The following is a 26,504-nucleotide window of genomic DNA, read 5'->3' as shown; positions in this document are numbered from 1 at the left end:
GATCAACTGCGCAGACACCTGAATGACTTCGTAGCAGCCTACAATTTTGCTCGCCGCCTCAAGACCCTAAAGGGCCTCACGCCTTACGAGTTCATATGCAAATCATGGACAAATGACCCGCAACGGTTCACCCTAAACCCGATCCAGCAAATGCCGGGACTGAACACTTAGAGCAATTCCAGGAAAAGTGTGAAGCGGTTTTCCCGGGAAAGCGCATAGCGCGCGCTGGAGACGGCGGAGAGCGTACTGTGTCGCCATTTTCAGCTGCCCACATTTCTCGACCAGCCCACGCCGTAGGCGAAGCGGCCATCAAGCCGGTCTCGAAACGCAAAATGGCCCGCCCCGGCAAACCGGAGCGGGCTATGACGAAAGTGTCTCTGGAATTCTGTCAAGCGGTCGCCAGCAAACAACACCAACCGGCGCCAGCAGCTACTCCTCTGGCACCGACTTGAACCGCCTCACGACAAACTCGAACAACACGTCCGAAATCCACATGGCGCAGACGCCGATCAGGAAGGCCGCTGCCAGCGTAGTGGTGTCGTCGGCGGGATCCGGCATAGGCAGGCCGGTTATCCTGGCGTAGGACACCGCCGGCAGCGTCAAATAGGCTGCGGCAAGCGCGCCGCAGATCGGCGAGGCCACCATTTCGCGCAGCTTGTAGCGATGCCGTGACAGCGCCCGCAGAACGCCGCCGGCAAGGCCCGCCGCCACGACCGGCCCCTTGATGCCAAGCAGGTCGAAAAAATCGTGCATCACGGCCTCCATCCACAGAGCTTCTGGCCTTTTTCGTTGTGAGCCAGGATCGCCGCCACCGACGCGCCGGAAAGGGTCGCTACCTCAGCCTGTGTCGGCCGGATGGGATGCCCGATCGCACAGAACGACCCGCCGACGGTGCTGCAGCCGGCCAGCGTAAGCGAGAGCGTTATGATTTTGACCATCTGCCCAGCCTCCCCCGGTTGTCGTCCAGCGTCCGGCCGGCGACGGCGTCGTCGATCTTCTGGGCTTCGGTCGCGGCAGCAGCATCTTTCACAGCCTGCTTGTTCCGCTCTCGCTTCGCGCCTCGCAGATTGCCCCACCCTGCCGCGACGACGGTGGCGATGGCACCAAGAGCCGCGAGGGCTATCCCTGCATGCTCGAGCAGAAAGACGATGAGCGCGGTCATAGATGCCTCACTATGATGCAAACGGACACACCAATCGAAAAGCCGATGCAGTATGGCTTGATCACTTCAAGCCAAGCGACGACGAGTTGTTGGAGACCTTCCATCTTACTTCTCCTCTGCCAGTGGCGGCGGCGCGACCATGCCCGCCGGCCCGTCGCGAATGGCGTTGATGATGATCTTGGCCAGCGCAATGGCGCCGCTGATCTGAAGCGCGGTGCGGTCGCTCACCCCGAACATCGTCCAGTCGAAGCCGGCCAGGGCGCCACCGCAAATGATCGCGATCAGCGTGTTGAGGAGATTGTGCAGCGCGTTGGTGTTGAACCATGTCATCAGAAGGCGCTCCCGAAAAAACCGATGACGTGGTGCCAGAAGGCCGCGAGCGCTCCGGCCATGAGGACGAGGATTCCGGTCACGGCCGCCGTCTTGCCGCCGGATGACGCCGCCGGCGGCACGGGCTGGACCGCCGGCGCCCCACCAGCGGGCGTTTCGACCTTGGGCGGCGCCGGGACAGGCGCCGGGGCCGCCACCGGTGCCGCCGGTCGTTGCGCCGACATCAGCAAGGCCTGAACCCGCACCGACCTGACGCGATCGGACCAGCCGCGCCCGAACGTTACCCATGTCGGCAGCCGTTTGAGAAACGCCAGCCGCGCATCGCAAAGCTCATCGATGATGACACCGGCCGGCTTTGCCTTGACCGCGGCAAGGGTCGCTGGCCCGATCCGGCCGTCCTGGGCAACGCCGACGGCCGCCTGCAGGTATTTCGCCGCCCGGCCAGACCCGCTGTTAACCGCGAAATCGAACACGGCATAGTCGACACCATCGGGCAGCTCGGCGCCGAGCACCGCGTCCCAGTAGAAACGGCGGTAAATCGCGGCCACCTGCGGATCGCGGATCCCGCGCAGGTCCGCCTTTGTCGCGTCGGCCTTCACATAGCGACGGAAATTGGCAAGCGTCACTCCCTTCATGGTGGCGCCGCCGGGATCGGCCGGATTGTCCGACCACCCGCCTTCCGATTTGAGGACGAGCACAAGCGCCCGCGCGAAGTTGCGGTCCATGGTGATGGTTCCTTTCAAGGTTGATCGGGAGGGTCGATGGCAATTTCACGGTCGAGGAGACGAGAAGACCGCGCGCGGCACGTCAGTCGATGCGCAGAGCGATGCTCAAGCGGCGATCAGGCTAGGCAGAAGGCTGCGCGAGAACTGAGCAAGCCGTGGATATGAGTTTAGGCGCCTTGCCAGCGGCTGGACGAACGAGTTTCAGTACGGGGATCGGTGTGCCGAGAAAAACGGCGCGGCGCGGTTATACGAGCATACAGCGTCACGAGCACCACCGGAAGCAAAAGCATGGGCATCATGGCGACCCGGTTGTAGTAAGGTAGTCCGCTCGCCAACATGTAGATAACGGTCATGAGGATACAATATTTTCCCAAACGCTCATCCGACTTCTTTGCCGCCCTCTTGATCAACAAGACACTTGCGACGCACTGGACCAGCGAATAGGCAAAAAACAAAGTCTTAAACCCTACCCGATAACTCACAAACATTTCGGAAGAGTACTGGTTGTATAGACCTACCTGGGCCAAAATCGGGGTGATTATTATACCAGAAATACCAGAGATGGAGTTTGTAATGTAACCCGCGAAAATCAATAAAACTACACCAACGATCAATTTTCCAGAGCGAGGGACAAAATCTGCCAAGACATAGATTGCAACGAATAGAGAAGCGCTATAGTGACTACCGATTGCCAAGGCAGCAAAGAAGATTGCTCTGTATTTCTTTCCGTCATTGATCACCAGGAAGAATGCGAGAATGAAGATAAGCGAAAACCCTTGACGCAACGTGTTTTGGCCCAGTTGCTCGAACCATGGCAGCATGATTAGGCAGACAGTCGATATCGCACCAAGTACTACGCTATTGCTTTGTCTGACCGAGTAAAGATAGTAGACTGAAACCATGACCATGCTGTTGGTTAACATGCTGTCAGAGATCGAAAACCCCAGGTTGGCGTATATCCAATGCATGGCGATGAACACGGGCTCGTGCGCCACAGCCGTCATATAGACTAGGAACGTTGCCCCGGACGCATCAGCGAAATCTCTCGAGTAGGCAACGATATCACCTTCCAAAGCATACGAGGCATAATTCGCATAGTCGGTTCGAGAAGCCGCGAAGAAGAGCACCGGGGCTAGAAAGAGCAACGCGGGGAACCAGAATTGGCGAATGGGCCGCATTCGAACGTCTCTTTGATCTTGGCGACACGTGCAATAGCACCTTCATTATTGTCATACGAAATGCAAAATGCTAACGCCCTCCAAATAAAGTTGCCGGCCGGCGCCACGTGAGCTCGCTAGACGTGGTCCTCATTTTTCGTGGTGATCGCGACTCACGCTGCCCGCTGATCAACGTTGGAAGCACCTCCGATGCTTGCCCGATCAGCGTCCCGATTGCGGCTCAATACTCAATGAACTCAACTGTCACACCGAGCCCCGTCAGAGCCCTGCCTGTGCCGGCTGAGTTCGAGTTGACGAATATGATGTCGCCCGGTTCCAGGTCGGCGCCAGCCGAGTTGGCAGTAACGGCGCCGTCGCGCATGACGAACGCAGTCAGCCCTGTTGCGCTGGTATCGATGGTCGACACGTTTGACGAAGCACCTTCCCTCAGGCGTCGCAAGATCAGGTTCCGATAGTTGGCCGCATCGGCGGTCGCATCGGCAGTCACTTGGTAGGTGGCTCGAACAATCCGGCCACGGCGACGCGCTACGAACATGCTCTTGTTTATCAACCCAGTTGCTGCGTAATCGCCGAGTTGAGCGGCGATGCTTTCGCCGAATATGTACTTCTGCGCGTCACCTTGGAGTGTAACCGTTCCTTTGACATGATTGTTTTTCCCCCATCTAAGAGAATACGGATAAAGCAGATATTCCCACTTCACCGCGCCGCCAAATGGCCGCCAAACCACAGTGCCATCGGCGATCCGATGGTCCGTCCCAACCGGACCACCTGCAACCGCTGAAGTGCCTGCCGTCACGCAGATGAAATACGCGCCACCGTTCGATCGCACTGCATCCACAGCGTAAACTGTCGACGCCGCCCACACGGCAATCGATGCCGAGCCGTCATCTGTGACAGAAGGCGCCGTTCCGGTTGGCCCGCCGCTGCTGGCTGATTTCCCCTCCGCTGTCGCGCGATAGAAATTCCCGCCGTTGGTAACAATAGCGTTGCGCTTGTAGATCGTGTCACCAGCCCAAGCTGCTACGGCGGTACTGTCGCCGTTCAGCACCACATTACCGCCGATATCGCACTCGTCGACGGAAGCGCGTCCAGCGCGAGTGGCGAGCCCCGTGATTGTTAGATCCGTAAGTGTGCCACCAAGCGTGTTGTTGCCCCGCGTGATCAGCCGACGAACCTTTGCCTGTGAAGGTGTCGAAATATTCAGGCCGCCTTTGTCAGATGCCTCAATGCGCAGTCCGTCGATATCGACGTCGAGATCAGACCAGGCGACCTGATCGGCATTCGACGCAGCCGAAATACAGTTCACGGCATGGTTGAAGCCGCACTGTGCCCGGTAGGAGGTAATGTCTTTGAGCTTCAGGTTGACCGCCTCGCGAATATCGAAGTAGCCGTGATCGTCGAGCACAATGTTCTGCAGGGTAATGTCCTGCACCGGGGCCGCTCCGGCATGATTCCCTGCTGACCAATCCCACCCGATGTAAAAAGCCGGAATGGCCGCTGAACCGACCGCCGAGCCGGAGATATTTGACAGGAGGATGCGCTTCCCGACCTGGAAATTCCTGACAATCGTGCCTGCGACATATTCCGCAAAGGTATCGGGCGTCGTCGTCTTGTAGTTTACGGTGACGATGGTTCCGGTGTTGTTGACTGAAAAATCGCCGATCGAAGCGTCGACCTGATCGTTGACGTCGATGCACTGGTTCACGCGCGAGGTTGACTTGAACACTCCATTGCGGATGACGACACGTTGGCTGGCGCCGTCGAGATCGATCGCTTCCGAGAAATCTTCGAAAAGGAAATTCGTCATCACGAAGCCGTCGACATAGCGAACATTGAAGCCGCCCGTCATCTTCTGGTGACGATGCCCGTCGACCTGCACATTCTTGCTGTTCTGGATGTGGGCGTAGTAGCCACGCCGGCTGCCGCTGGAACCACCCTTGGTATCAAGAAACCTCAGTCCGTCGACGCCGACTGCATAGACAAAGCGCTGGTTGCTGTTCGTGGCATCGGCATTATTTTCAGGATCGAAGGTAACACCATCAAACGTGATGTTCTTCCGGGCGCCGACGCTCATGTTCTTGTCAGTCGAGAAAACCGGCTGGACATCCGCCGCGAAAACACTGGCCCGGCTCACGCCGTGCAACACCGCCTGATCGCCACTGAAAGTAACGTTGTCCGCAGTCAGCGCGACCGCACGATAGACACTCACGGAAGGGAAATTGCCGAAGGTGAAAGGTGAGACCGAACCTGGCACCATTTTGTAGGAACCAGCTGGCAGCCTGACCCCGCCCAGGCCCAGGTCGTGCGCCGCCTGCACGGCTGGCGCATCGTCATTGTAGTTATTCTTGCGAGCGCCTTTCTGTGAAGCAAGAGGCGTGTCTGCCAGCGTATACCCCGCCAGCGTCACGCCATCGCTCAGGGTGATCACCAGATCCCCGGCCGCGGTGCTGTTCTTGCGGTAAACGGCGCCGCTGTCTGCAACCTGATAGCTGTCGTAGAACGCGGTGCGGATGTATGTCGGGGCGATTGGCGGGGAAAACGCCTGGGCGGCCGCGAGCGTCGCGAATTGCGGATCGATCACCGTTGTCATCGCCTCGGCCGCGACATTGGCAGCGGCCTGGGCCTGGTCGATGATGTCCTGCGTGGCGTCCCGAATATCCCCGACGATATCGTCGGACTGATAGAAGCTGAGGACGATGTCGCTGGTTCCAACGACAGGGTTCAGCGTCTGGAAGGCGAAGACGAAATCAGCCGAAACCGCGCCCTCCTGGACATGCACCGTCGTTCCCTTCTGCATGGTGCGCCCCGCTCGCGCGTCGGCGGCGCGGTACCAGTAGCCTTCCGACGCCGTATAGATGCCGTTGAGCCTGGCATCCGCCTGATCCTTGACCAGCACCCGGTCGCCGGTCGTGGTCTGGACGCCATCGACCATCTTGAGGCCCTGGATCCAGGCAACGCCGTCGATGACGATCGTCTCCAGGTTCGCGGTCGTCGCCAGGCGCACAGGTTCGCGCTCGCCGGTCAACAGGCGAACGGCGGCGGTTGCGGGTCGGGCCATAAGGCTTGCTCCATGAAAAAAGCCCCACGAAGGCGAGGCTTGAGGACTTCAGATCGAATAGGTAGCGTTTGTGTCGACTGCCGCCGGTAACCCGACGAGAATCAGCTGTCAGGGCTTGCGTCGCCCCCAGAAAATCAGATGCAGCCCCATCGAGGGGTAACGCCGTCATTCCAGCGCTTGGTTGCTCACGGCAACAGAGAGCTTAGAAAACTTGTCGGAACCAACGCTTCCGGAAGTACCGAAGCCTAACCAGTGCTCATGAAATGTCCCTCAGGCCACCTGTGATCTATCTTGTGAATAATTCCCTCAATTTCTGCAGGATCGATTTCGGAGGCGATGACGGGGCCTTGCCGGGTTCGGGCGTTTTACCGATGTTCAGCGGAGTCCCCGGAGGCAGCCCCTTAAGCTTGGCTATGACTTGGCCCATAATGTGCCAATAGACCTCCAGGTCCGACAACTCCTGGTTTGAAACATCGTCCTCCCCACCGAGGAAAAGCGGCTTCTTATAGCTGATGCATTGGTCGTAGGCGGGTTGCGCCCCGCCTGCCGCCAGCCAGTCCTCCACGTAAATGTTGGCATCCAGCGCCGCGTCCGGATCTTCCACGGCCAGAACGTCATGGAAGGTCTCGATATTGGCGGGTATTTCAAGTGCTTGTCCCGTGCCGGGCTGAAACAGCAGCACGCCAGGCTGCCCGTGCTCAAGCCTCTGGCTGTCAACCGCAAATGCGGATCCTTGCCAATCGTAGCCAAAGCACGTGATCCGTCCGTCGGATTCCGGAAAACCCAAAGTTACCCTGGCATTCCAGCGTACCAAGTCCTGTGCGCGGATGATCCGATACAGGCCTTTCCTGAACGAGGCGCCCCCGAAGCTGGCCAGCAATTCATTCAAGCCTCGAATTTCTGTGTCGACCGCCCCCTCGCCGCCAAATGCCGACACTCTGCTTTCAATCGGAAAATTCTGCCGGAATGTCTCGAACACTATCTGCCTCCAGTGGTGACTTTAATTATCACGGTTCCAATGGGTAGATTTTTGATTAGATCATAAATTTTCTTACCCGTACTTCTATCAAAACTCGAATCCAATGTCACAAATTTGAACAACTGGTCAAGTCTCCTATTTGCAGACATTGGTGGCGTATTCGATGAGTCTTTGGCAGATGGCCGACAGGCTGGGCTTTTCTTTCAGTGAAGCTGTGGTCCAGACATTCGCCCACCGTCCATCGGAAAAAATTCGTCGGGATATCTCGAACACAAGCAGTCTCCACCTATCACTTTGTTGGCCGTCCCATAGAGCAGATTCTCGATTCGGTTCTTTTCTGAGGCTTCAAAGCTGAGACTAACGCTGCGATCCAACGCGGCGAGCCGAGACTATGCACCACGATGTTGAGTATTACGGGTTGGTCGTTAACCGTAGGCGCTTGCTGTTGCGAAACACTTCATTTTCGAAGTAACGGGAGAACATTTTTCCGGAGGAAATTGAGGCGGCCACCCAACCTTTCAGCATATTCAGGAGTGGCCGGCACGTTGACTGGAATAATGTCCTCAACCGACTTTCCTTCCCGCGCGGCTTCGACCCATTCTTCCATGGCGCCAATATAGCCGTCCAGTGCCACATAGGGCGTCTTGGCGTAGTGACAGCTAATATAAGCCGAAGGTAAGTCGCCAACGATGACCCATGTCCATGACGGCACATTCGGCTCGGCGGGTATAAACTCGAACAGAAATACATATATGACACCGTCAAGACGGTATCCTAGGTATTCACCTTTGATAGCTGATATCCAGCTGTGAGATTCAAGATATGCACGAGCCCGACGACGGTCACGCTTGAATTCTACGCTAGCACGCGAATTTTCGAGCGGCAGAGGCTTTACTTTGCTCAGATCGGGATCGGCGTCATCCAGATTTGTTTTCATGGCTCCAATTTCCCTTTACTTTTGCTCCAGCCGCCCCACATCTTAAAGTGGCCTTGTTCTTTGTGATGCTTGATGTGGTCGGCTTTACTGAGGGGCTCGATGTTCCATCCGTCATGTGTCCCGCCTGCAGACCGTGGTTTCTTGTGATGAGCTTGCATGGGCCGACCTGTATCGGAATCCATGGGCCACTCCAGATTATATTCTACCTCCCAGTTTCTGCGAAGGCGCCTGGTGCTGATCCCCAGCCAACCTGGCAGCGCATCATGAATTATGGTCGACCATTCCTTCAGGAACTGATTGCCAGCGGCCCACAGCGCGCCCGAAGCTACGCTGCTGACTACCGGTTCATCACGGCCCGAGGCTTCCACCACACCGTAAGCGGCGCCCTCAGCACCCATCAGACCTGCACGTGCGAAAAGGCCCGACAAACCTTCCATGGCGGCTGTGCCGAACCTGCCACTGAAGGTGATGCCGCCCTCTCCAAGGCCGCGGCCACTGAGATACGCGCCTAGCACCTCCGCAGCAGTCCCCGCGGAGCCAGCCCGATCTCTCGCATCCTGTGTCCCGGCACGCTCAGCAGCGAGTTCGTCCTCGTAGCTGCTGCCCGAGATCAGCGAATTCATGGTGGCTGCGAATTTGTCGGCGTATCCGAATGTCGCTCCGTCCGCCATCAACCGAACTGTGTCATTGAGCGCTACAAGCGGCTTCAGCCCCGCAGGCAGAGCGTCGAATGCTGCCAGATTTCGGCTGACACGTTCCTCGGCCGATACAGGAACTGCGTTGCTCGCGATGCTCCGCGCAATCCGAGACTGGTTCTCGTTACTTAGTTGCAGCGCCATAGCTGCCAGAACACCCGGATCGGACGTGCCCGCGAACAAATCCCGCAGCACTGCATCCCGCTCGCGTTGCGGCACGCTCTCGTCGTTCAGGGTGTCGACGAGGTCCTCGGCGACAGACGGCGGCAGCGGCTGGACCTGCTTGATTCCAAGCTGCAACTGCACCGAGACAGAGCGGGCGATCGCCTTCTGATAGGCAGCCGGATCGTAACTGTCCTCGCTCGATACGGCGTTCCAGTACGCGTCAGCTGTCGGGTCGATTTTGCGGGCAAAATCGGCGGGAGCGGCGGAACGAGCCTGCAAGACCTGCCTGGCGGCGGTCGCCGTTATCTCAAATTGCGCCTGATCCTGCTCCGGAGTGGCACTGCCTGGCTTGGGCCTGGCCGCGAGCACTCTCGCGTCGATGGCATCTTTCGGCATCCTGACCATGTCGAATGCCTGGTGACCGACCTGGAACGTTCGTTCGAGATCCAGAGATTGTTTGCCACCCTCCTCGACGCCATAGACTGCGGCAAGCTCTCCATCGTCCGGCTTTTTTCCGGAGTAGTTGCCGGTATACATGAGGGTGTCCGGTGCATTCTGGTGCGCGAGTTGGACATTGGTGCGGGCATCAAAGAGTTGCGCCGTCATGGCGACTTGGGTCTTCTGGCCAAGGTCATGAAGGTCTTCCGGCGACAGCTCGGCAATCCAAGGAGCAGCCGCCCAAGTTGCCCTGCTGTCGGGCTGTTCAGCACTCCCGCGGAGCGACAGTGCATCGGTCACCGGCCCGTCTACCGGGACATCGGCGTTCTCGGCGATTTTGGAACGATCCACGGCATTGGCCGCTCTGCTCGCCGGAGTGACTGCTGCCGCACCCAGCATCTCGGCAGCGCGCTTCGGGTCCTGGGCGATCATCGCCTGAACCAGCGCCTTGGCCGTGTTGGTGCGCCAGGCGACTTCCGCCGCTTGCCGGGCGAGCGGGTTGCCGATCTTGGCGATCAGGTCAAACCCGCTCTGCCGGATCGCCTCGAAGTTTGCAGTGTCGTTCGGGTCGCTTTTTGCGATTGAACTGGTGGAGATGTTGTCGACCTTGGTCCACTCGGCCAACTCATAGTCGTCGCGCTGCGCCTTCTGCCGCTGCGCCATCCGCCGCGCGCCAACCGCGCGCAATGTCTCCTTCTGCCTGGCGAAGTTGGTGCGCTGGCTCTCGGGCATTTCAGGCAAGGCAGCGTCGAACAGCGTGTCGAACAGGCCTGTCTTGACCACCCGGCCGTTGCGGGGGTCGACCTGGCCATACATCGTCTCATGCAGGCCGGCACCATCGGCCGGCGCGTTCGCCGCCACCTCGTCTTCCGCTTGCGCGATCCGGCTGGCGAACCGGCGGCGCGCCAGCTCGGCGTCGAACGCCTCCTGCTGGTCTTTCATCTGCTGGTAGCGCTCGGCGACGGCAGAAAGCTGGTCGCCCAGCCCTTGGATGGCGCCGCCGACTGGCGATCCCTGAGGATATTGCGGCGCGTTGCCGGTATCGAGCCGGCGCTGGGCAATGGAGAGGGGGATGATGCTAACCATTGGCTGTTCCCTGCTCACGAAGTCCTGAGGGCTGAACCGCCGAAGATCACCGACCGCTTCGGCACCGTGCCGGCAATGGTGCTTGAGGCTGCCGCCTTGGTCGGGTCGTAGATTTTGGAAAGCCCACCAACGAGCGCGCTGCCGGCCTTGAAGATCGACGCCGTTACCGCCTGCTTCCCGGAAAAGCGCGAGATCGCGGCCTGCGTGTTTAGGCTGTTCTGGCGCAGCTGCGAGCCGTACAACATCGCGCCGAGGTCGAGCTGGCCCTGCCTGGCGTTGGCCGCCAGCACCTCGGTCGGCGAGCCTGCTATGCCGACGCCGGACGCGCCAGCCTGGGCGCGCGCCTGCGACAGCAGGAGATCCTGCTTGTGGCGCTCCTGGCTCTGGTCGAAGGCTGCCGACTGGGCGTCGGCCCGCGCCTGCTGCTCATAGGCCTTGGCCTGGTAGTCGGCCATCTGCTTCGACTGCTGGCCTTCGACCAGCGCGCCGCCGACCGACAGAGCGGTCCCTGCCAGTCCAAGAAGAGCTAGTGTGCACATGGTTCAGCCTCGTTCGCCAAAGGAGGTGACTGCGGGGATGAATTTGCTTTTGACGCTGTCGACGGGCGCGCCGAGCGCCGGGCGCGGATCGAGCGCGCCACCGGGGCTGAGGAAGGACAGCAGCAGCCTGTCGGCCTGCAGCGCCGGCCGGCTGAGGCGGGCGGGTGCGGCAGCCCGCGGCCCGGCCATGGCGGCGCGGCGCGTGGTGGTCAGATTGGCTTTCAGCTCGGTGACGCCGGCGGCGTCGAACAGGCCGTTGGCGGTGGCAATAGTGCGGGCGAGCGCGTCGGCCTCGAACAGTTCTTGGCGCAATTGCTCGACCAGCCGCTGGACGCTGCGCCAGCGCTCGCCGAGCGTTGCTGCCCTGGCCTTGATCTCGTCGCCAAGGGCGGCGATGTCGGCCCTGGCTTCGCTCCGCGCCACCTCCGCACGGCGCTTGCCGGCGGCGTCGATGGTCTTTTCCAGAAGGGCGATGTGGTCGTTGCAGTCGTCGAGGACGGCACGCGCGGCGGCCAGGTCGCCGTCGCCGAAGACCGCGCGGTCCTCGGCCTCCGCCAGCTCGGCTCTGCAGCGAAGCGCGTCGTTGAGGTCGATGTCGAGCAAGGCGATGACGGCAGCGAATTCGGCAGCCGTCCGCGCCCTGCCGAGTTGCTCGGCATGGTGGGTCATTGGGGAGTCCTTTTGGATGGATTGTTATCTCCCCCCTTCAAGGGGGGTGAGGAGTGGTCCGCGCAGCGGACGGAAAGCCAACTGCTTGGCTTTCCGAACGACGAACGCCCGAAGCGACAGCGAAGGGCCAGAGCCGGCAGGCCAGAGGGGGTCGGTTCGACCGGATGCGACCTCCTGCGGCGGATGAAGGCTGGCGCCTCGCGTGAGGCGCCGGCATCCTCTTTAAACTAGGAGGTCGCGTCCCGTCGTACCGACCCCCTCTGTCGCCTTCGGCGACATCCCACCCTCGAGGGGGGAGATTATCTAAGGCTCGGCGTCAAACACCGGCGTGAACGCGCGAATCGTGCAGGGCGTCGGGTTGACGTGGCGGATTCTCACCCGGCCCTGCCCTTCCCAGCTGTCATCGATCGGCACCTCGACATTGCCGGTGAACAGCGTTGCCCGACCATTGGGCGCGACGATCGAGGGCATGCGCACTGGCTCCCAACGGCCGCGCATGAAGGACTGCACCTGGAGCCCCGTGGTGTCGGTCTCGAGCAGCGACAGGATCACCTTCGACACCTTCTTGCGCCGGCCGATGATGGAGCCGTCGCGGCCGCCGACATCGAGCTCCAGCGTGTCGGCGCCTGCCGCATAGGGCAGGCCGAGCTGCCACTTGGCGGCGGTCGAGCTATCAGGCAGCGTCACCGTGCCGCCGCCGCTGACGGTCAGCCCGCGATAGACTTTTCCGTCGGCGAGAACATCGACGGACTGGCCTGCGAGATGGATAGCTCCGCCCACCGTGGTGACCGCAAGACCAGTGTAGCTCAACCCGCAGTCGACCTCGAAGGCGTCGGCGATGGCGCCATATTCGAACGGCGCGGTCTTGATCTCGATGTAGCGCCTGGTCACACCGCCGATGGTACGCTTGACCACCAGCCAGAGATCGTCATTGCCGTCCTGGCCGGGCGTCACCGCAGCGCTCTCGACAACGGCCCAGTCGGAGCCACTGAAGGTGCCGCCCAGGCGATGCCGGTGCATACCGCGCACTTCCTGGCTGGGCTGATGGGTATAGCCGCCAAGCTCGCCATTCTCGAGCGGGAACCACAGCAGCGGGTCGGGATCGGCCTGGAAGGCCAGCTCGACCACGCCTTGCTTGGGGATGTGCTCGGAGATCTGGCCGACATCGTCCGAAGCAAAGCGGCTCTGCGCCGTCTGCGTCAGCTCGGCGATCGATTTGCGCGAGCGCGTGACATAGAGGAACGACTGGCCGGCATCGACCGGGCGAATGCGGGCGCAGCCGAAGGTGCGCGAACGCCGGTTCTTGAAGGAGGACGGTGTCAGCGCCTCGTCGATGCCCGAGCCCGACAACGCGCGGATGCCGCCGGAGGTGCCGATCAAAAGCGCGCCATCGCTGTCGGCGATCCAGACAATGTCGTTGGCCTGGCCGCCGCCGGCCTGGACGAACTCCAGCGCGTCGTCGTCCTTCTCGCCGAGCGCGAAATTATCGAAGTCGCCAGTGGCCGAGGCATAGACGGAGAATTTCCGGCTGAAGGCCAGCCGCTCTTCGTAGAGTGAGCCGCTCTCCACATACTTTCCGGGGACAAACGTGCCGAGCCGCCAACGCGTGATCGGATTCATGTTCGGCAGGGCGTGACCATACAGCCTGATCTTGACGACAGTTGTGCTCGTGCGGCTGGTGATCTTGGCCCAGCGCCAGATGCCATCGGCACCGAGAAGGCGAATGGTGCGACCAACATCCGAGGGCTGAAAGCCGGTGTCGTCGTTAATGCCGACGATTGACGAGGCGGTGAGGTCGAACGGCGTCTGATCGAAAGCGGCGATATGCATGGCAAGTTCAGCGGAGACGCTGCCGACCGCATCGTCGCCGCCGCCGCCGCTGAACACCAACTGATGGTATTCGAACGCTGATTTGTTGGTGAAATCGTAGAAGCGGGTTTCGCCGTTCCCCCAGCCGAGTTCCCCGGTGCGCGTATCCAGCGTCACCCAGTTGGTGCCATCATTGGAACCCTGCAATTCCCATGCGGTGAAGAAGTCGTAATTGCCCGTTGCCACCCGCGACGTGGTGATCCAGTAGGCATCGATCACGCGCTGCGCACCGCCGGCGTTGCGATATCGGATGTAGCCGTCGCCGCCGCTCGCAATTTCGATGTCCTGCGTCTTGTCGCGGTCGAACATCTGCCAGGCCGCCGCGCTCCCGCTGCCTGTGGAGGCAGTGCCGGATGGCGCCGAATTGCTGGTCATCTGCGGTGTGAGATGCCCGGTATCGGATGGCGTCAGCGTCGTTGCCGTGTCATTGAGCGGATCATAAGGACCGTCGAGAAATTCGAAATCTTCGAGCGTCCATGTGGTGTGCGCGGTTCGCGTCAACACCTTGGGCTGGTAGTTCCGATGCGTGATCCACATCTGGTCGGCCGACTGGACATAGGTCAGTTCGAACAGATCCGCCTCGAGATAAGGCGAAGCGACCTCCACCGTGCCGACGCGTGCGCCATAGGCATAGACCCGGATATACTGGTCGCCGAATTCGAGCGCATAGGCCTGGTCGGCGGAGAAGATGAACGGGATTGCCCGCGTCTTCTTCGCTGAAATCTTCACCTCGCCGGCGAAGTAGGTGCCGCCGCGCTTGCGGATGCCGCCATGCGGCAGGGTGACGAAGTTCTCGCATTTCGACAGCGCCGCCCGATAGAAGTCGAGAGAGGCGCGTGCGTGCAGGCGCGGCGAGATTTCGCCGCGGGTAAAGACGTCCTGGACGGGATAGAGCGTCGTCATCAGCGCGCAATCCTGTTGTCGCCGCGCTGGCTGGCCCAGGACGCGGTGTAGAGCCGGCCGCCGCGCTGGATGGCGTTGGCGTTGAGCGCGGCGTCGAGCGCCCGGTCATAGGCCGAGCGGGCAATGTCGATCATGCCCGACTTGTGGGTCAGCGGATGCGCCACCTTGATGGCAAGTGCGGCCACCAGCACCTCGGTGAACAGCGCGTCCCAGTCGTTGGGATCAGTGAGGTTGGCGACGTAGCGGAGGGTCAGCGGGCCGGACCGGTCGGAATAGATCAGCCCCGCCTCCTGCCGCCAGGAGATCGGCACGCCGTCCGGTTCGCCATTGTGGGTCAGCGGCAGCGGCCGCAGGCAGTCGGCCGGAAGCTCATAGGCAAAGGTCAAGCCGCAATCGCTGCCGGTATCCGCGCCCGCCACCGTGGCGCGCAGGATCGCGAACACCCAGGCACATTTGGTCAGCTCCGCTTCCCGGGTGAGATCGAGATGTAGGTTCAAGAGCCGTGCCGCCTTGGCGTCTTGATCGAGACTGTCGATCGGCGCCTCGTCGAGCACGGCGAGCGCCATGTTGGCGATATCGAGCGGGGTGATGGCCATGGCTCAGGCCTCCGTCCATGTGGGTCGGGTCATGACTTTTCTCCGGACATGAAAAAAGCCGCTGCGAAGCGGCTTGGAGATTTGGATGGTGATATTCAGAGATCGCGCTCTACGACGCCCCCCTCTGTCCTGCCGGACATCTCCCCCACGGGTGGGGAGATTGGCAGTTCAGGCGCTGGCGCTGTTCCTGCAGCATCGGAGATTGGCGAAGGCGGCAGCAACATCCGATCTCCCCACTTGTGGGGGAGATGTCCGGCAGGACAGAGGGGGGGCGCGAAGGAATGCTGTCAGAACGAGAGAGGCGAAGGGCGAGCTCACCGCCTCCGCCCTCGCCCCTCACCTCGATCAGGCCTCGGTGGTCTTCAGCGCAATAAACGTCATGTTCTTGACGCTCGACGCGGTGCGGTCCCAGTTCGCCGCCAGCGCCAGTTCCGCATCGGTGGCGAATTCGCCGGCCGAGGAGGCGTCGAGGAAGCGGGTGCCAGGCACATGCGGGACGAAGTGCCGGCGGCCGACCATTTCCGTCACGCCACCGCCATGGCCCTGGCGCGGCTTGCGGTCGAACTCCAGCGGGCCGCCTTCGGTGTTGACCGGCAGCTCGTTCCACAAGATCGCCTTGTCCTTGAACATGAAGGCGGTGTAGACGCCCGCGGCCTGCGGAATGTCGTCATCGACCACGGCCCGCAGCCCCATATAGTAGGGGATCAGCGGCCCGCCCTGTTCGGAAGACGGCACATAGTCGATCAGGTCGGCGAGCTTCAGCGCCTTCATCTGCTTGGAGTGCATCCAGATCGTCTTGAACTTGTCCGCGCGGTCGCCCATCAGATAGGCGGCCTCGATGATGTCGGTGTCGACGATGGAAGCGCCGGTGGTGCGCACCAGATCGCCGCCATCATTGGCGATGTTGTCGGCGACGACGCCTTTCAGGATGCCGAGCAGGGTCAGCTTGTTGGCGCGCTGCCAGTACTCGGTCTGCCGCTTGACGATCAGCTTCTGCGGATCGTCGCCGGCCAGGATCGAGGTCAGGTCCGGAACGCCCCACGCCTGGGCGCGGACATTGCGGGCGGCGACCTCGCGGCGCGAGCCGATCTTCTTCATCTCGATGGAATCGGTCGGATCGTCATTGACCGGTTCGGACGGGTCGTTGCCGAGATCCTTCCAGCCGGGCATGTCGACCGAGCGGCCGCCCATCGACAGCTTTGACGAGATGGCCGGGTCGGAAAACAGGATTCCGGCCTGGTAGATTTCGAGCGACTGGACATGTTCCTCGAAAGCATATTGGGCATAGACGGACGGAACGATCGCGTCCGCGATACGGGTATAGGCATCTGCCATTTTTCTCTTCCTTCAGGTTTGGTTTGGCGGTGAACCCTCAAAGTCAGAGGGGATTATTTGGCATCCAGAGATCGGGATTTTCTCCCGCCTCGCGTGCCAGCCGCCTTGCGCGGGCGGGGTCGCTTTTGACGAGGGCTGAAATGTTAGTCAGGTTGCGTTCGCCGGCGGCGTTGCGCTTGAACGGATTGCCTCCGCTGAAAGAAGCACCGCCGTCGATCGTGTCTTCACGGAACATCGCCTCGCCGATCGCCTGGAACGCCTTGGCGATCTGCGGATCGGTCAGCGCCCCGTCAGGCAGAAGGATGCCCTTCGCCTTGTAGGCGTCGACCAGGCCGAGCTTCTTCATTGCCCGGTTGGCGACCTCCAGCTTCTGGCGAAAGCCGTCGCTGTCGGTCGGTCCCCAGTCCCTGACAAGGTCGTCATGGGTGGCTTCCACCGAACGGGCCAGTGCAATCTCCTGGCGCACCGCCTGCTCGGCCATGTAGCCGACGAACCTGTCGTGATAGGCCTGCGCGATCTTCGGGCTTGCACCCGCCTCGACCGCCCAGGCTTTGGAAGCATTGGCGAGTTCGTCCGAATAGGCGAAGTTTTCCGGCAGGCCTTCCGGCCTGATGTATTCGACCTTCTCGGACGAGGTGACCGGACGCATGGTCTCGGGCAACCGGGCATGAAACCTGTCCCAGTCTTCCCGCGATGCGTCAGGCGCCGGAATACGCAGGCTCTCACCCTGCAGCCGCTCCAGCTCCGCATAGGATGTGAAAACCCGATCGAGGCTTTCAGGCTTGGTCCAGCCCTTGGTTTCAGCGAGCTTGCGGTTGCCTTCGGAAAGGCCGTCAAACCAACTTTTGGCGCCAGGCGCGGCGGACCCGTTGTCCTCGCCTGCCGGTGACTGTGCCGGGTTGCCCGCCGGCTGCGCACGCGCCGCCACGGACCCGGCATCTGCCAGATCTGTCATGTGATGTTCCTTGTGTTGAGATTCGAAGACGTGATGGCGCCGACCGGCGAAGCTGCCGATCTCCCCCTCGTGGGGGAGATTGGCCGCGTCATCGGCAGCTAGGCATTATCCCCCCAGTTCTCCCAAAGCAGCGTGATGGTGCCCGTCACCGTCAGCACACCGTCGGCGTCGATGTCGGTGCCGGTTGCAAACGCCAGGTTGAGATAGAGATCGACCGGCGTCACTGTCCCATCCAGCGTCACAGCGGCGGCGATATCGGCGGTCGAGACGGTCGACAGCACGACGCCAGTGCCGTCGAGCGTACGCACCGTCGAGGCCAGCACGTTGACCATGGTAGAGGCCAGCGTCGCGCTGGACGCCGCCGCTGAGCCGAGCGACCAGGTCAGCGCCGCATTGTCGTTGATGGTCGATGCGCGGGTGCCGAGCACAGCGAACTGCAGCCGCGCCGTGCCGCCCTTGATGCGCACCTTGCCGTCTGTGAAGTCGAAGATCTTTTGGGCAGCATAGGCCAGCGCGTCGGTGACCGGAACCTGCATGCCGGCGAAGGTGAAGACGGTGCGGTACGATCCGCCCTGCCCTGTGGTGACGGCTTTCAGCCCGGGCCTGGGCGGGGCAAGGCCGCCCTCGCGGGCGGCGGCACGGGCAAGCGTCCGGGGAAGACCTCGGGTCATGGCATTTCTCCATTGTTGGGTGAAATTCGGGAAGCCCGGCCGAGTGAACCCCGGCACCGGGCCGAACCTTCAAAAGGCTGAATCATTTTGACAAGGAGCGGTGCTAGCACCTTGTTCGTAAGAGGTGTTTTCGGCGCTCGGTCCATCAACGCCCGAGAAACCATGTCTTATATCGTGAGGCCGCGTGCCCCCGTTCCGCCGCAATGCGACCGCACGGGACGAGCCATAGGGATTTCAGGCCTTCAAGGGAGACCGCACATGAATTTTCAAAAAGCCTTCGCCGCCGTGCTGATGACTGCAGCACTGGCAGGCTGCGCGCAGACCGAAGGCCAGCAGCGGGCCGGAACCGGCGCGCTGATCGGCGGCGCCGGCGGCGCCCTCGTCGGCCAGGCCATCGGCGGCAACACCGAAAGCACGCTCATCGGCGCCGGCGCCGGCGCCCTGCTCGGCGCGGTTGTCGGCAGCTCCACCACGCCGCAGCGCCGCGGCGAACAGATGTGCCGCTACCAGGACCGCCGCGGCCGCATCTACACGGCACCGTGCGACGACCGGTACTACAACGGCGATTATTGAGGCGCTGATCTTCCCTTCTCCCCCTGTGGGCCCGTTGCATTATTAGGCTGTGGGAGCAAGGAGAGACGGCAACCCCCGTGTGTGGTGCTTTGCGGCTCGGGTTTTGGGCCGGATTGGCTTGCTTTTGAGGTATTGGGTGGATTTCGGTCGCAGTGCGGCCGAGGCCTAGGTCGCGAGCGTCACCCAGCGGCGCATGTTGAAGGCCATGGCAGCGATGAGAACCTGTCCTGCCGCCTTGGCCATGCCGCGATAGCGGATGGCGCAAAGTCGCATGCGGTTCTTCAAGGTGGCAAAGGTCGTCTCGACGGCAAAGCGTTGCCGTGCGATCAGCCGGTTGAAGTGTTTCAGCCGCGCTGGCAGGCGCGGATGATGCTTGTTGGCTCGCCGCATCAGTCTTGGCTTGATCCCGCGCTGCCTCAGCAACACCTCGCGCGCCTTGGTGTGATAGGCCGCATCCGCCAGCACCGCACCTTCGTCGCCACAGATCAGATGATCCGCCTCGACCGTGTCGTTGACGTTGGCCGCTGTCGTCCTCACCCGGCGGATCAGGCCAGAACCCTGGTCGACACCAACATGGGCCTTGTAGCCATAGGAGGAGCCAGGCTTGCCCTGCCGGCGTGTAAAGCCGGCATCGGGATCGCCAGCCTCGTGCGCCGCTCCACTGGGTGGTCGTGCCGCCGCCGTCTCGATCACCGTGGCATCGAGCATCGTGCCGCGCCGCAGGATCAGCCCAGCCTTGTCCAGTTGCCGGTCCAGTTCGCCAAACAGCTTCTCCAGAAGTTCGGCCTCGACGAGAAGATTGCGAAAGCGGTTGAGCGTGGTGTGGTCGGGCACCCTCTCCTCGAGCGTCAGCCCAACGAAGCGGCGAAACGACAGCCGATCGGCGAGCGCCTCCTCCAGTTCGCTGTCCGACAGTCCATACAAGGATTGCAGCAGAAGCGCCTTGAACATCACCAGCGAATTGTAGGCAGGCCGGCCTGGTCCTGCCGGCGAACGCAGCCGGGCCAGGATCTTCTCGAACCGATACCACTTCACCAGCGACGACAACCGGTCCAGTCGACCGCTCCGACCAAGACCCTGCGGCAGCAGGGCCTCCACAAAACTGAACTGACCGCTCGGCTTCGTCGTCATCGCACGATCCCCTGTTCAAAAACAGGGAATCACATCCACCCAATTTTGCAACAGTCCCAACCGGGGAGAAGGTGGCCCGAAGGGTCGGATGAGGGGTGTTCCAGCTTGGCGACACCCCTTTTCCGACAAGCGACGTTGCGACAGGATCGCCCAGGGCTGAGGCCATCAAGACGCTGCAAAAGGCTCAAGGCGGCAGCAATACGGCGCCAATTCCAGCTTGCCGCGATCGTCCGAATTACCTTTTGAGCTCTGGCAAAATCTTCTCATCAAGGAATTTGAGCCGGCTCGCTAGCATCTCGGCGTTGGCGGGATTTGCGTCGACATCGACCGGTATCAATTCCGCTACAGACTTTCCGCTGCGTGCAGCTTCAACCCAGACTTCAAGGGCACCGATATACCCATCCAGCGCCTCAAACGGGGTCTTTCCGTCGTCGGCTGGCAGGTACGTCGGCGGCACGTCCCCGACGATCACCCATGTCCATGGATTCACATCCGCTCGGCTGGTCTCTATCTCGAAGAGGAAAATATAGATTATCCCTTCCGCGCCGTAACCAAGATATTCACCCTTGATAGCCGATACCCATGTGTAGAATTCAAGATATTGGCGCGCCTCGATCCGGGCGGAATCAAGCTCGTCGTCGCCGGTGCTGACATGGGCCGGAGGCAGACGTGTGACGCTGCTTAAGTCAGGTTTGGTAGTGTTCTCCATGACTAACTCCCTTGCCATCTTTGCATAGCCCAGCGTCTGTGGTCTCCGGCATCACGATGCCGCTTTATATGGTCAGCCCTGACACGAGGCCGAATGTTTGATGCGTTGCTCTCCGCTCGTGGGGTTGGGGAGTGTTCCGCGCAGCGGACGAAAAGCCAATTGCTTGGCTGGTCGAACAACGAACGTCGGCAGGCAAGGTAGCTTGATCGCCACCGCCTACCCCTCCGCCCGTGAAGCCTTCTCCAGTGCCGCCTTACGCTGAATTTCGATAGTTCGATTCCAGAAGCGCACCACTTCAAAATGCTGTTGTCTGGTCAACCAGATCTTGTTCTCCAAACTGACTGGATCGCCGCCAACCGCAATCGGTTTGACCTCGAACAGTTCCATGCCCTTGGAGCGAGAAGCTGTATCTTGTACGCTCATTTCAAGTCCTCCAGCGTAGCAAATAGATCGGCGAGGTCTCGCGCTATCGTCTCGGCGGATTGCCGTTCCATAAATATAAAGGGGATGCGCACGATTGGCATTTCCACTTCGTGGGTGTCGAAGCCATAGGCTTCCCCTCCTCCGTTTGATGCAAACAACAGGATGCCTGGTGCGTATTTTTCAACCTCATATTCTCGATTGAATTCCACCAACTCTTCGGCTTTGAAAAAAATTATATAGCTGTCGCCGATGAAGCCTTCCCCTCCATTATGCTCCTTAAGGAATTTGGTGTAATCCTTGGGCAGCGTCACTCCCAGGTTTGCGGACAGTCCATCGACAATTGCGGCTTCAGCCGGTGGGTCGAAACGTCCCTCAGTTAGAGTATATCTCACTGCTATTCTCCTACGTCTTTCAGTAGTTTATTCCACCATGGCGTAACCTGCTGCTGATGAACTTCGCGGGGCAGAATGACCTTGTTGGACGCATCGGTGGGACTCCCGCCAAACTTCACTGGCTTGATTTCATGCACATCCACGGGCTGGCCGACAAGTCCTCGCTTTCGGCGGATAATGCGATTGGCTTTATCGGCCGCTTTTCTAGCAGCTTTGTGCTCTGTACCTTCTAGCCGTATGAATGGTCCCTCTGGCTTGGGAACAACCGCTATCGGATAATCTGCCCAATCTGACATTGAGAAACTGCCCGAGGGGAGATCGAGAGCGACGGTCGGCCGTGCGTCCTTGCCAGCGGATTTACCGAGCAAAACTTCGGCGGCTTTGCCATTTGCCGCGACATCTGACTGTCGCGTGCCGCTGCCACCTTCGACGAGCCCCGCGCCTTCCTTAGACAGCTCACCGGGAAGCTCTTTGGCTACGAGACTTTCGGCACGCCCCGCCACAAGGGCACTCAACGGCTCAAGTGAGCGGGGTATGCCCTTCGCGGCGACAGCAGCGCGACCAAACGCGGGCCACGGTATCGCCCAGCCCAACGCATCAGATCCCTGATGCATCATCAGGCTCTCAACACGGTCCGACGGCTCGTAATAGGCATCCTTGTAATCTGGAGGGCTGATCGTTCCTCCGGACATGCCGTAGGCAATCCAATCATTTACGTTGGCGAGGGCGATCCCTGCATTGGCGGCCACCTTGCCAAGGGCTTTTGCGTCTGATGCGAACACCGAGAGCGCCGAAGGGGTCTTGTAGCCAGCAACCGGGATGATCCAACCCAGACCGGCATCGGCCAGTTGCCGGGCCACGGCTGCTCGAGCGACAGGGCCGGACGTTCCCGCAAGCAGCCCGCTTACCTTCGCGTTTATCTCCTGCTGGTATGAACTCGGGCTGTCGTAATTATCGGAGAGATCACGGACGATGGACAACGGCACGGGCTGAGGGTTCTCAATACCCAGTTGTTCCTGCGCGGCGACAGATATGGCTATCGCTTTGTCATAGGCATCCTTGTCATAGCCATTTGGATCCTCGAGCCCACCGCCGATCACGGCTTTCCAGGCGGCATCGACATTGGAAAACACTTCGCTGACATAGCCCCCGCCATCGGCTCGTCTGTGATTCATCACCAGCCCTACCGCAGCGGCGGTCGCCTCACGGCGCGTCTGGTCTTCCTGCGAACCGTTCGGCCCGGAATCGGCGTCGCGAAGGGCGGCATGAATTGCCTGGTTCGGCATGGTGCGCATGCCGAAAACCTGACGACCGACATCGGCTCGCCAGTCAAAGTCCCGGAAGTGCTGGTCGCCCTCATCGAGCCCATAGGCGATCCTGAATGCGTCCCGGCCAGGCATCTTGCCGGAATAGGCGCCGGTCCTTGCGATAGCGTCCGGCGCGTTCTGCTCGGCGAGACCGATGTTGGTGCGAAGCTCAACCTGCTGAGCCGTTTTGGCCACCTCAGCCTGTCGAACCAGCGCGGCCTGTTCCTGTTGCGGAAGGTCGTCCCGAAACACCTGCGCCAGCATCTCTTCCGGCGTCTGTTTGCCAACGCGGTCACCTTTTCCCGCAGCCATCTTTGAGCTGCCAGAGGCGCCTGCGGTTTGCGCGACATCGCCGAAGGCATCGCTGCCGGAAGAGGCTGCCGGCGTCCCTCCCCCGAACATCTCCAGCGCCCGCTGCGGATCCTTGGCGATCAACGCCTCGAAGCGCGTCTTTGCGGCGGTGCTGAACCAGTCTTTGACCTTCTGCTGCCTGATCCCCGGGTCGAGCCCCATCTTGTCGATCAAGTCGAGCCCTTCCTGGCGGGCTGCTTCGAAGGTGACGGGATCGTCGGGGTTGGCGTTGCCGATGGCGATGGCGCTGGTCTTGAGCGCCGTGTCGACCTGCGCCTGCTCGTAGTCCTGACGCCGCTGAAGCTGCCGCAGCGCCATGCGCCGCGCGCCAACCGCGCGCATCGTCTCCTTCTGCCTGGCGAAACCGGCGCGCTGGCTCTCGGGCATATCAGGCAAGGCATCGTCAAACAGCGTGTCGAACAGGCCTGATTTGACCACCCGGCCGGTGCGCGGATCGACCAAGCCGTACATGGTCTCGTGCAGGCCGGCGCCATCGGCCGGCGCGTTCGCCGCCACCTGGTCTTCCGCCTGCGCGATCCGGCCGGTGAACCGGCGGCGCGCCAGCTCGGCGTCGAACGCCTCCTGCTGGTCTTTCATCTGCTGGTAGCGCGCGGCGATGGCCGAGAACTCGTCGCCGAGCCTCTGCATGGCGCCGCCGATCGGCGACCCCTGCGGATATTGCACCGCGTTGCCGGTATCGAGCCGGCGCTGAGCAATGGAGAGGGGGATGATGTGGACCATTGGCTGTTTCCTGCCCAACTGGCTTTGAACAAAAGGGCGCGGCGCTGGCGATCACGGCACGGCCGGGTCGCACGCTGGCTGTCGCCTTCGCGGGTTTTGTCGGATCGACTTTTTGGAGAAATCCTGGAGCAGCGGTGCTGCCTGGGTGGGTCAATGGACCTCATCGGCAGCGCGACCACGCCACGGAGCCGCGGCGACCACGACTGGCCCCTTCTCCCCGTTCTACGGGGACAAGGTCCCGGAGGGGGATGAGGGGCAGCGCTAAGTTCCGAGATGCTGGCGCCGCCCCTCACCTGCCTGCCGGCATCCTCTCCCCGTATAGAGACGGGGAGAGGAGCGCAGCTTCCTGAATACCGCCTACCCCTCCGCCCGTGCCGCCTTCTCCAGCGCCGCCAACTGCGCCTCATCCAGCGTCAGGAACCCCATAATGTGCTGCACCACCTCGGCGCGCGCATTGCTCAAGGCGCTGTGCAATTCGAACCCGTTCGGTGTCCTGGTCCGTGCCATCCACTCGCCATAGGACGGACGCCGGTAATAGCCTGTCGTCGCCGCGAGGTCGGCGAGCACCATCTCGCCATCCTCGCCTGAAAACACCCTGAGATACGCCTTGGCCAGCGCGTCTCGGGCCCTGGCAGGACTGCCGGCCTGGCCGGAATGAGCGAAGCGTTTCCGGCTCATGCGCCGTTACCCGCCGGGCCGACGGGCTGCCCGCCTTGGCCACCCTGCAGCATGTCTTGCAACCCGTCGAGCAACCCGCTGTCGCGCGCCTGCACCGCGGCCGGCACCGCATCCTTGGCCGCCCTGCCGGCCGTGGCGATCGCCGCCATGCCGGCCTGCGCCTCTTGGGCCTTGGCTCTCGCGCCGCGCAACTCTTCCACCTCCTCCTTGCGCCGAAAGATGCGCTGCGGGCTGCGGCCGGCGCTCTGCACGATCTTGATCGCCTCGTCGCTGTCGATGTTGTCCATCACGCCAGGGTCGAACTGCGCCATCTGCATGGCCGTCGTCACCACCTGGATGGTGTCGCGCGCCTCGGCCGAGCGGCGCAGCACGTCGAGCGGGCCGGTGAAGGTCGGCCGCACCGCCTTGCCGGCAAGACTGTCCGGCGGCAGGAAGCGGCTGTCCTCGTCATAGAGCCCCTTGTCCTCCAGAATGCCGAGCTCGCGGTCGAGATTGGTGGCAAAGCCCGCCTGGATGATCGAGCCGGACGGCCCGAGCAGCGCGCCCTTTTCCTCTTGCCTGATCAGCGCCTCGGTCGCCGTCATCTGCGGGTTCTGCACCAGCGTCTGGAACAGATTGACGAACATCATGTCGCGGATCTCGTCGGCGCGGCTCTGCGCGTAGTTGAAGGCATAGGTCGGGTTCTGCCCGGTCGAGATCGGCGCGATCAGCGGCCTGCCATTGTCGTCGATCAGGCCGGGATAATTCTCGCCCGGGTTGAGCACCGGCACATAGTCGAGCCGGGCCTTCGAGGCGGTGGCTGGATCGGTGATCTGCTGCAGCGCGCGAAGCCCCGAGCGGCGCACGGCGTTCTCTTCGCGCACGGTGGTCAGCGCCTCGATGGTCGGCGAGATGCCGTAAGGGTCGCCCTCGTAGCGGCGCCAGTTGAAGGTCGACACCGGGAAGGTGCGGAAGCCGCTCTCGCGGACAATCTCCTCCTCGTCCTCGATGACGTGGTAGGAGGCGAATTCCGTGTCGAGATACTGGTACTGGCCGCCCAGCCGATACATTTTGCGCTCGTCGCGCGGCTGGATGCACTGGATCAGCGAGATCTTCGTCTCGCACTTGGCCGGATCGTCGACCAGCACTTTTATCCGCGCCGGCAGTCTGTCATAGCCGAGCAGCTGCGCCGCTTGCCGCGCCGTGCGCTCGTAACGACGGTGGAAAATGTCGACCTGGCCCCAGCGGTTGCGGCAGAGATAGCCCTCGACCACGGGGATCGAGGCATAGCGGATCAGCGTCGCGCCGAACCCTTCCTCGGCATAGAGATAGGCCGGACCGTAGCGCACGACATTGCGCAGGCAGGCTTGGGTCGCCGGCACGAAATTCGAATTGGCGGAGTAGCGCAGCGCAAACAGGAAATCGCGCAAGGCCTCCGCCCATTCCTTTTCCTCGTCGGTCTCCTCGTCGTTCATGGCCGCCGTCGACAGGCCATGCCATTTTTCCGACTGCGGAATGATCAGGCTTTCGAGCCCTGCGGCCAGCCGGTTGGCGGCCGAGTTGATGGTGTTGGCGTAGACACGGGCGCCACGCCGCTCCTGCCGCTCGGCCTGCGAGTCCGGGCTACCGGTTCGGCGGCCGCTCCAGATATCGGGCGCGTCGGGGTCGCAGAACTCCGCCACCTGCTCCCACACAGCCTCATACTGGCTGCGCTCGCTCTCGAGCTCGGACTGGTGGCACAGGATATCGCGGGCGCGGGAATCGGTCATGAGATGGCCTCGCTGAGGTGAGGAAAGGAATTGGTGCGGGAAGGAGGAGACGGGCGAAGCCGCTAATCTCCCTCCTCGAGGGGGTTGAGGAGTGGTCGGCGCAGCGGACGGAAAGCCAATTGCTTGGCTTTCCGAACGACGATCGGCCGGCAGGCCAGAGG

The 26,504-nt window shown here is 61.6% G+C and carries 25 protein-coding genes; 2 read left to right on the top strand and 23 right to left on the bottom strand.

From position 1 onward, the window contains the following. Positions 1–171: IS3 family transposase (locus ASD12_RS33545; RefSeq protein ID WP_348271705.1), on the top strand; the 171-nt coding region annotated here is incomplete at its 5' end. Positions 172–429: 258 nt separating this feature from the next. On the opposite strand, the gene ASD12_RS24170 is transcribed toward ASD12_RS33545, so the two are convergent. The 16 genes from ASD12_RS24170 to ASD12_RS24090 form a co-directional block, all read right to left on the bottom strand. Further along, the gene (locus ASD12_RS24170) at positions 430–753 is read right to left on the bottom strand and encodes a hypothetical protein (protein WP_056592249.1); all 324 of its coding nucleotides are present in this window, start codon (positions 751–753) and stop codon (positions 430–432) included. 169 nt (positions 754–922) lie between these two features. Beyond that, entirely contained in the window at positions 923–1,162 is a 240-nt protein-coding gene (locus ASD12_RS24160) for a hypothetical protein (RefSeq protein WP_056592125.1), read from the bottom strand. A 105-nt stretch (positions 1,163–1,267) separates the two neighbouring features. Beyond that, a complete protein-coding gene (locus ASD12_RS24155) occupies positions 1,268–1,492 on the bottom strand; it encodes a hypothetical protein (protein WP_056592121.1) in 225 nt (74 codons plus the stop codon). After that, a complete protein-coding gene (locus tag ASD12_RS24150; protein ID WP_056592118.1) occupies positions 1,492–2,217 on the bottom strand; it encodes a glycosyl hydrolase 108 family protein in 726 nt (241 codons plus the stop codon). Before ASD12_RS24150 ends, ASD12_RS24155 begins: the two co-directional genes overlap by 1 nt. A 167-nt stretch (positions 2,218–2,384) precedes the next feature. Continuing rightward, positions 2,385–3,395, bottom strand: a complete 1,011-nt coding sequence (locus tag ASD12_RS24145; RefSeq protein WP_056592115.1) for an EpsG family protein — start codon at positions 3,393–3,395, stop codon at positions 2,385–2,387. A gap of 220 nt (positions 3,396–3,615) precedes the next feature. Next, on the bottom strand, positions 3,616–6,453 hold the full coding sequence (locus ASD12_RS34680) for a hypothetical protein (protein ID WP_056592113.1): 2,838 nt from the start codon (positions 6,451–6,453) through the stop codon (positions 3,616–3,618). A 286-nt stretch (positions 6,454–6,739) separates the two neighbouring features. Further along, on the bottom strand, positions 6,740–7,432 hold the full coding sequence (locus ASD12_RS24135; protein WP_156389004.1) for a T6SS immunity protein Tdi1 domain-containing protein: 693 nt from the start codon (positions 7,430–7,432) through the stop codon (positions 6,740–6,742). A gap of 457 nt (positions 7,433–7,889) precedes the next feature. After that, positions 7,890–8,369 (bottom strand): hypothetical protein, encoded by a 480-nt coding sequence (locus tag ASD12_RS24130; protein WP_056592110.1) that lies wholly within the window; start codon positions 8,367–8,369, stop codon positions 7,890–7,892. Beyond that, positions 8,366–10,753 carry an HNH endonuclease signature motif containing protein gene (locus tag ASD12_RS34935; RefSeq protein ID WP_200953719.1) on the bottom strand — a complete coding sequence of 796 codons (2,388 nt, stop codon included), beginning with the start codon at positions 10,751–10,753 and terminating at the stop codon, positions 8,366–8,368. The genes ASD12_RS24130 and ASD12_RS34935 overlap by 4 nt, the downstream gene beginning before the upstream one ends. Positions 10,754–10,767: 14 nt before the next feature. Continuing rightward, a complete protein-coding gene (locus ASD12_RS24120) occupies positions 10,768–11,292 on the bottom strand; it encodes a hypothetical protein (RefSeq protein ID WP_056592107.1) in 525 nt (174 codons plus the stop codon). Between the two features lie 3 nt (positions 11,293–11,295). After that, on the bottom strand, positions 11,296–11,961 hold the full coding sequence (locus ASD12_RS24115) for a hypothetical protein (RefSeq protein ID WP_056592103.1): 666 nt from the start codon (positions 11,959–11,961) through the stop codon (positions 11,296–11,298). A gap of 303 nt (positions 11,962–12,264) precedes the next feature. Continuing rightward, complete coding sequence (locus ASD12_RS24110; RefSeq protein WP_056592100.1) at positions 12,265–14,733, bottom strand: hypothetical protein; 2,469 nt, start codon at positions 14,731–14,733, stop codon at positions 12,265–12,267. Next, positions 14,733–15,329, bottom strand: a complete 597-nt coding sequence (locus ASD12_RS24105; protein ID WP_056592097.1) for a hypothetical protein — start codon at positions 15,327–15,329, stop codon at positions 14,733–14,735. The genes ASD12_RS24110 and ASD12_RS24105 overlap by 1 nt, the downstream gene beginning before the upstream one ends. A 345-nt stretch (positions 15,330–15,674) precedes the next feature. Then, complete coding sequence (locus tag ASD12_RS24100; RefSeq protein ID WP_056592093.1) at positions 15,675–16,664, bottom strand: hypothetical protein; 990 nt, start codon at positions 16,662–16,664, stop codon at positions 15,675–15,677. 43 nt (positions 16,665–16,707) lie between these two features. Beyond that, positions 16,708–17,619, bottom strand: coding sequence for a hypothetical protein (locus ASD12_RS24095; RefSeq protein WP_056592090.1), 912 nt, complete (start codon positions 17,617–17,619; stop codon positions 16,708–16,710). Positions 17,620–17,717: 98 nt separating this feature from the next. Next, complete coding sequence (locus ASD12_RS24090) at positions 17,718–18,290, bottom strand: hypothetical protein (protein WP_056592088.1); 573 nt, start codon at positions 18,288–18,290, stop codon at positions 17,718–17,720. Between the two features lie 258 nt (positions 18,291–18,548). Here ASD12_RS24090 and ASD12_RS24085 point away from each other — a divergent pair, with 258 nt between their 5' ends. Next, positions 18,549–18,863: a YMGG-like glycine zipper-containing protein gene (locus ASD12_RS24085; RefSeq protein WP_056592085.1), complete on the top strand. Its 315-nt coding sequence runs from the start codon at positions 18,549–18,551 to the stop codon at positions 18,861–18,863. A 165-nt stretch (positions 18,864–19,028) separates the two neighbouring features. Here the strand turns inward: ASD12_RS24085 and ASD12_RS24080 are convergent, their stop codons facing one another. The 7 genes from ASD12_RS24080 to ASD12_RS24050 all read right to left on the bottom strand — a co-directional run bounded on the left by ASD12_RS24080 (position 19,029) and on the right by ASD12_RS24050 (position 26,343). Continuing rightward, positions 19,029–19,994 carry an IS5 family transposase gene (locus tag ASD12_RS24080; RefSeq protein WP_056592082.1) on the bottom strand — a complete coding sequence of 322 codons (966 nt, stop codon included), beginning with the start codon at positions 19,992–19,994 and terminating at the stop codon, positions 19,029–19,031. 235 nt (positions 19,995–20,229) lie between these two features. Further along, positions 20,230–20,703, bottom strand: coding sequence for a hypothetical protein (locus ASD12_RS24075; RefSeq protein ID WP_056592246.1), 474 nt, complete (start codon positions 20,701–20,703; stop codon positions 20,230–20,232). A gap of 216 nt (positions 20,704–20,919) precedes the next feature. Next, positions 20,920–21,126, bottom strand: coding sequence for a hypothetical protein (locus tag ASD12_RS24070; RefSeq protein ID WP_056592079.1), 207 nt, complete (start codon positions 21,124–21,126; stop codon positions 20,920–20,922). Continuing rightward, entirely contained in the window at positions 21,123–21,518 is a 396-nt protein-coding gene (locus ASD12_RS24065; RefSeq protein WP_056592077.1) for an SMI1/KNR4 family protein, read from the bottom strand. Before ASD12_RS24065 ends, ASD12_RS24070 begins: the two co-directional genes overlap by 4 nt. A gap of 2 nt (positions 21,519–21,520) precedes the next feature. Then, positions 21,521–23,917, bottom strand: a complete 2,397-nt coding sequence (locus ASD12_RS35525) for a hypothetical protein (RefSeq protein ID WP_244482959.1) — start codon at positions 23,915–23,917, stop codon at positions 21,521–21,523. Between the two features lie 357 nt (positions 23,918–24,274). Then, positions 24,275–24,595: a hypothetical protein gene (locus ASD12_RS24055; protein WP_056592073.1), complete on the bottom strand. Its 321-nt coding sequence runs from the start codon at positions 24,593–24,595 to the stop codon at positions 24,275–24,277. Further along, positions 24,592–26,343: a portal protein gene (locus ASD12_RS24050; protein WP_056592070.1), complete on the bottom strand. Its 1,752-nt coding sequence runs from the start codon at positions 26,341–26,343 to the stop codon at positions 24,592–24,594. Before ASD12_RS24050 ends, ASD12_RS24055 begins: the two co-directional genes overlap by 4 nt. Positions 26,344–26,504: the final 161 nt, after the last annotated feature.

It is taken from the genome of Mesorhizobium sp. Root102 (assembly GCF_001425625.1).
Taxonomy (GTDB): domain Bacteria; phylum Pseudomonadota; class Alphaproteobacteria; order Rhizobiales; family Rhizobiaceae; genus Mesorhizobium.
This window is presented reverse-complemented; position numbering and strand designations above follow the sequence as displayed.

Coding starts and splice junctions, on each gene's coding strand:
- ASD12_RS24160 (WP_056592125.1), bottom strand. CDS start 1,162: ATGACCGCGCTCATCGTCTTTCTGCTCGAGCATGCAGGGATAGCCCTC.
- ASD12_RS24095 (WP_056592090.1), bottom strand. CDS start 17,619: ATGACAGATCTGGCAGATGCCGGGTCCGTGGCGGCGCGTGCGCAGCCG.
- ASD12_RS24105 (WP_056592097.1), bottom strand. CDS start 15,329: ATGGCCATCACCCCGCTCGATATCGCCAACATGGCGCTCGCCGTGCTC.
- ASD12_RS24170 (WP_056592249.1), bottom strand. CDS start 753: ATGCACGATTTTTTCGACCTGCTTGGCATCAAGGGGCCGGTCGTGGCG.
- ASD12_RS24130 (WP_056592110.1), bottom strand. CDS start 8,369: ATGAAAACAAATCTGGATGACGCCGATCCCGATCTGAGCAAAGTAAAG.
- ASD12_RS24155 (WP_056592121.1), bottom strand. CDS start 1,492: ATGACATGGTTCAACACCAACGCGCTGCACAATCTCCTCAACACGCTG.
- ASD12_RS24085 (WP_056592085.1), top strand. CDS start 18,549: ATGAATTTTCAAAAAGCCTTCGCCGCCGTGCTGATGACTGCAGCACTG.
- ASD12_RS24055 (WP_056592073.1), bottom strand. CDS start 24,595: ATGAGCCGGAAACGCTTCGCTCATTCCGGCCAGGCCGGCAGTCCTGCC.
- ASD12_RS24075 (WP_056592246.1), bottom strand. CDS start 20,703: ATGGAGAACACTACCAAACCTGACTTAAGCAGCGTCACACGTCTGCCT.
- ASD12_RS34680 (WP_056592113.1), bottom strand. CDS start 6,453: ATGGCCCGACCCGCAACCGCCGCCGTTCGCCTGTTGACCGGCGAGCGC.
- ASD12_RS24150 (WP_056592118.1), bottom strand. CDS start 2,217: ATGGACCGCAACTTCGCGCGGGCGCTTGTGCTCGTCCTCAAATCGGAA.
- ASD12_RS35525 (WP_244482959.1), bottom strand. CDS start 23,917: ATGGTCCACATCATCCCCCTCTCCATTGCTCAGCGCCGGCTCGATACC.
- ASD12_RS24080 (WP_056592082.1), bottom strand. CDS start 19,994: ATGACGACGAAGCCGAGCGGTCAGTTCAGTTTTGTGGAGGCCCTGCTG.
- ASD12_RS24100 (WP_056592093.1), bottom strand. CDS start 16,664: ATGGCAGATGCCTATACCCGTATCGCGGACGCGATCGTTCCGTCCGTC.
- ASD12_RS24120 (WP_056592107.1), bottom strand. CDS start 11,292: ATGTGCACACTAGCTCTTCTTGGACTGGCAGGGACCGCTCTGTCGGTC.
- ASD12_RS24110 (WP_056592100.1), bottom strand. CDS start 14,733: ATGACGACGCTCTATCCCGTCCAGGACGTCTTTACCCGCGGCGAAATC.
- ASD12_RS24090 (WP_056592088.1), bottom strand. CDS start 18,290: ATGACCCGAGGTCTTCCCCGGACGCTTGCCCGTGCCGCCGCCCGCGAG.
- ASD12_RS24145 (WP_056592115.1), bottom strand. CDS start 3,395: ATGCGGCCCATTCGCCAATTCTGGTTCCCCGCGTTGCTCTTTCTAGCC.
- ASD12_RS24070 (WP_056592079.1), bottom strand. CDS start 21,126: ATGAGCGTACAAGATACAGCTTCTCGCTCCAAGGGCATGGAACTGTTC.
- ASD12_RS24115 (WP_056592103.1), bottom strand. CDS start 11,961: ATGACCCACCATGCCGAGCAACTCGGCAGGGCGCGGACGGCTGCCGAA.
- ASD12_RS34935 (WP_200953719.1), bottom strand. CDS start 10,753: ATGGTTAGCATCATCCCCCTCTCCATTGCCCAGCGCCGGCTCGATACC.
- ASD12_RS24050 (WP_056592070.1), bottom strand. CDS start 26,343: ATGACCGATTCCCGCGCCCGCGATATCCTGTGCCACCAGTCCGAGCTC.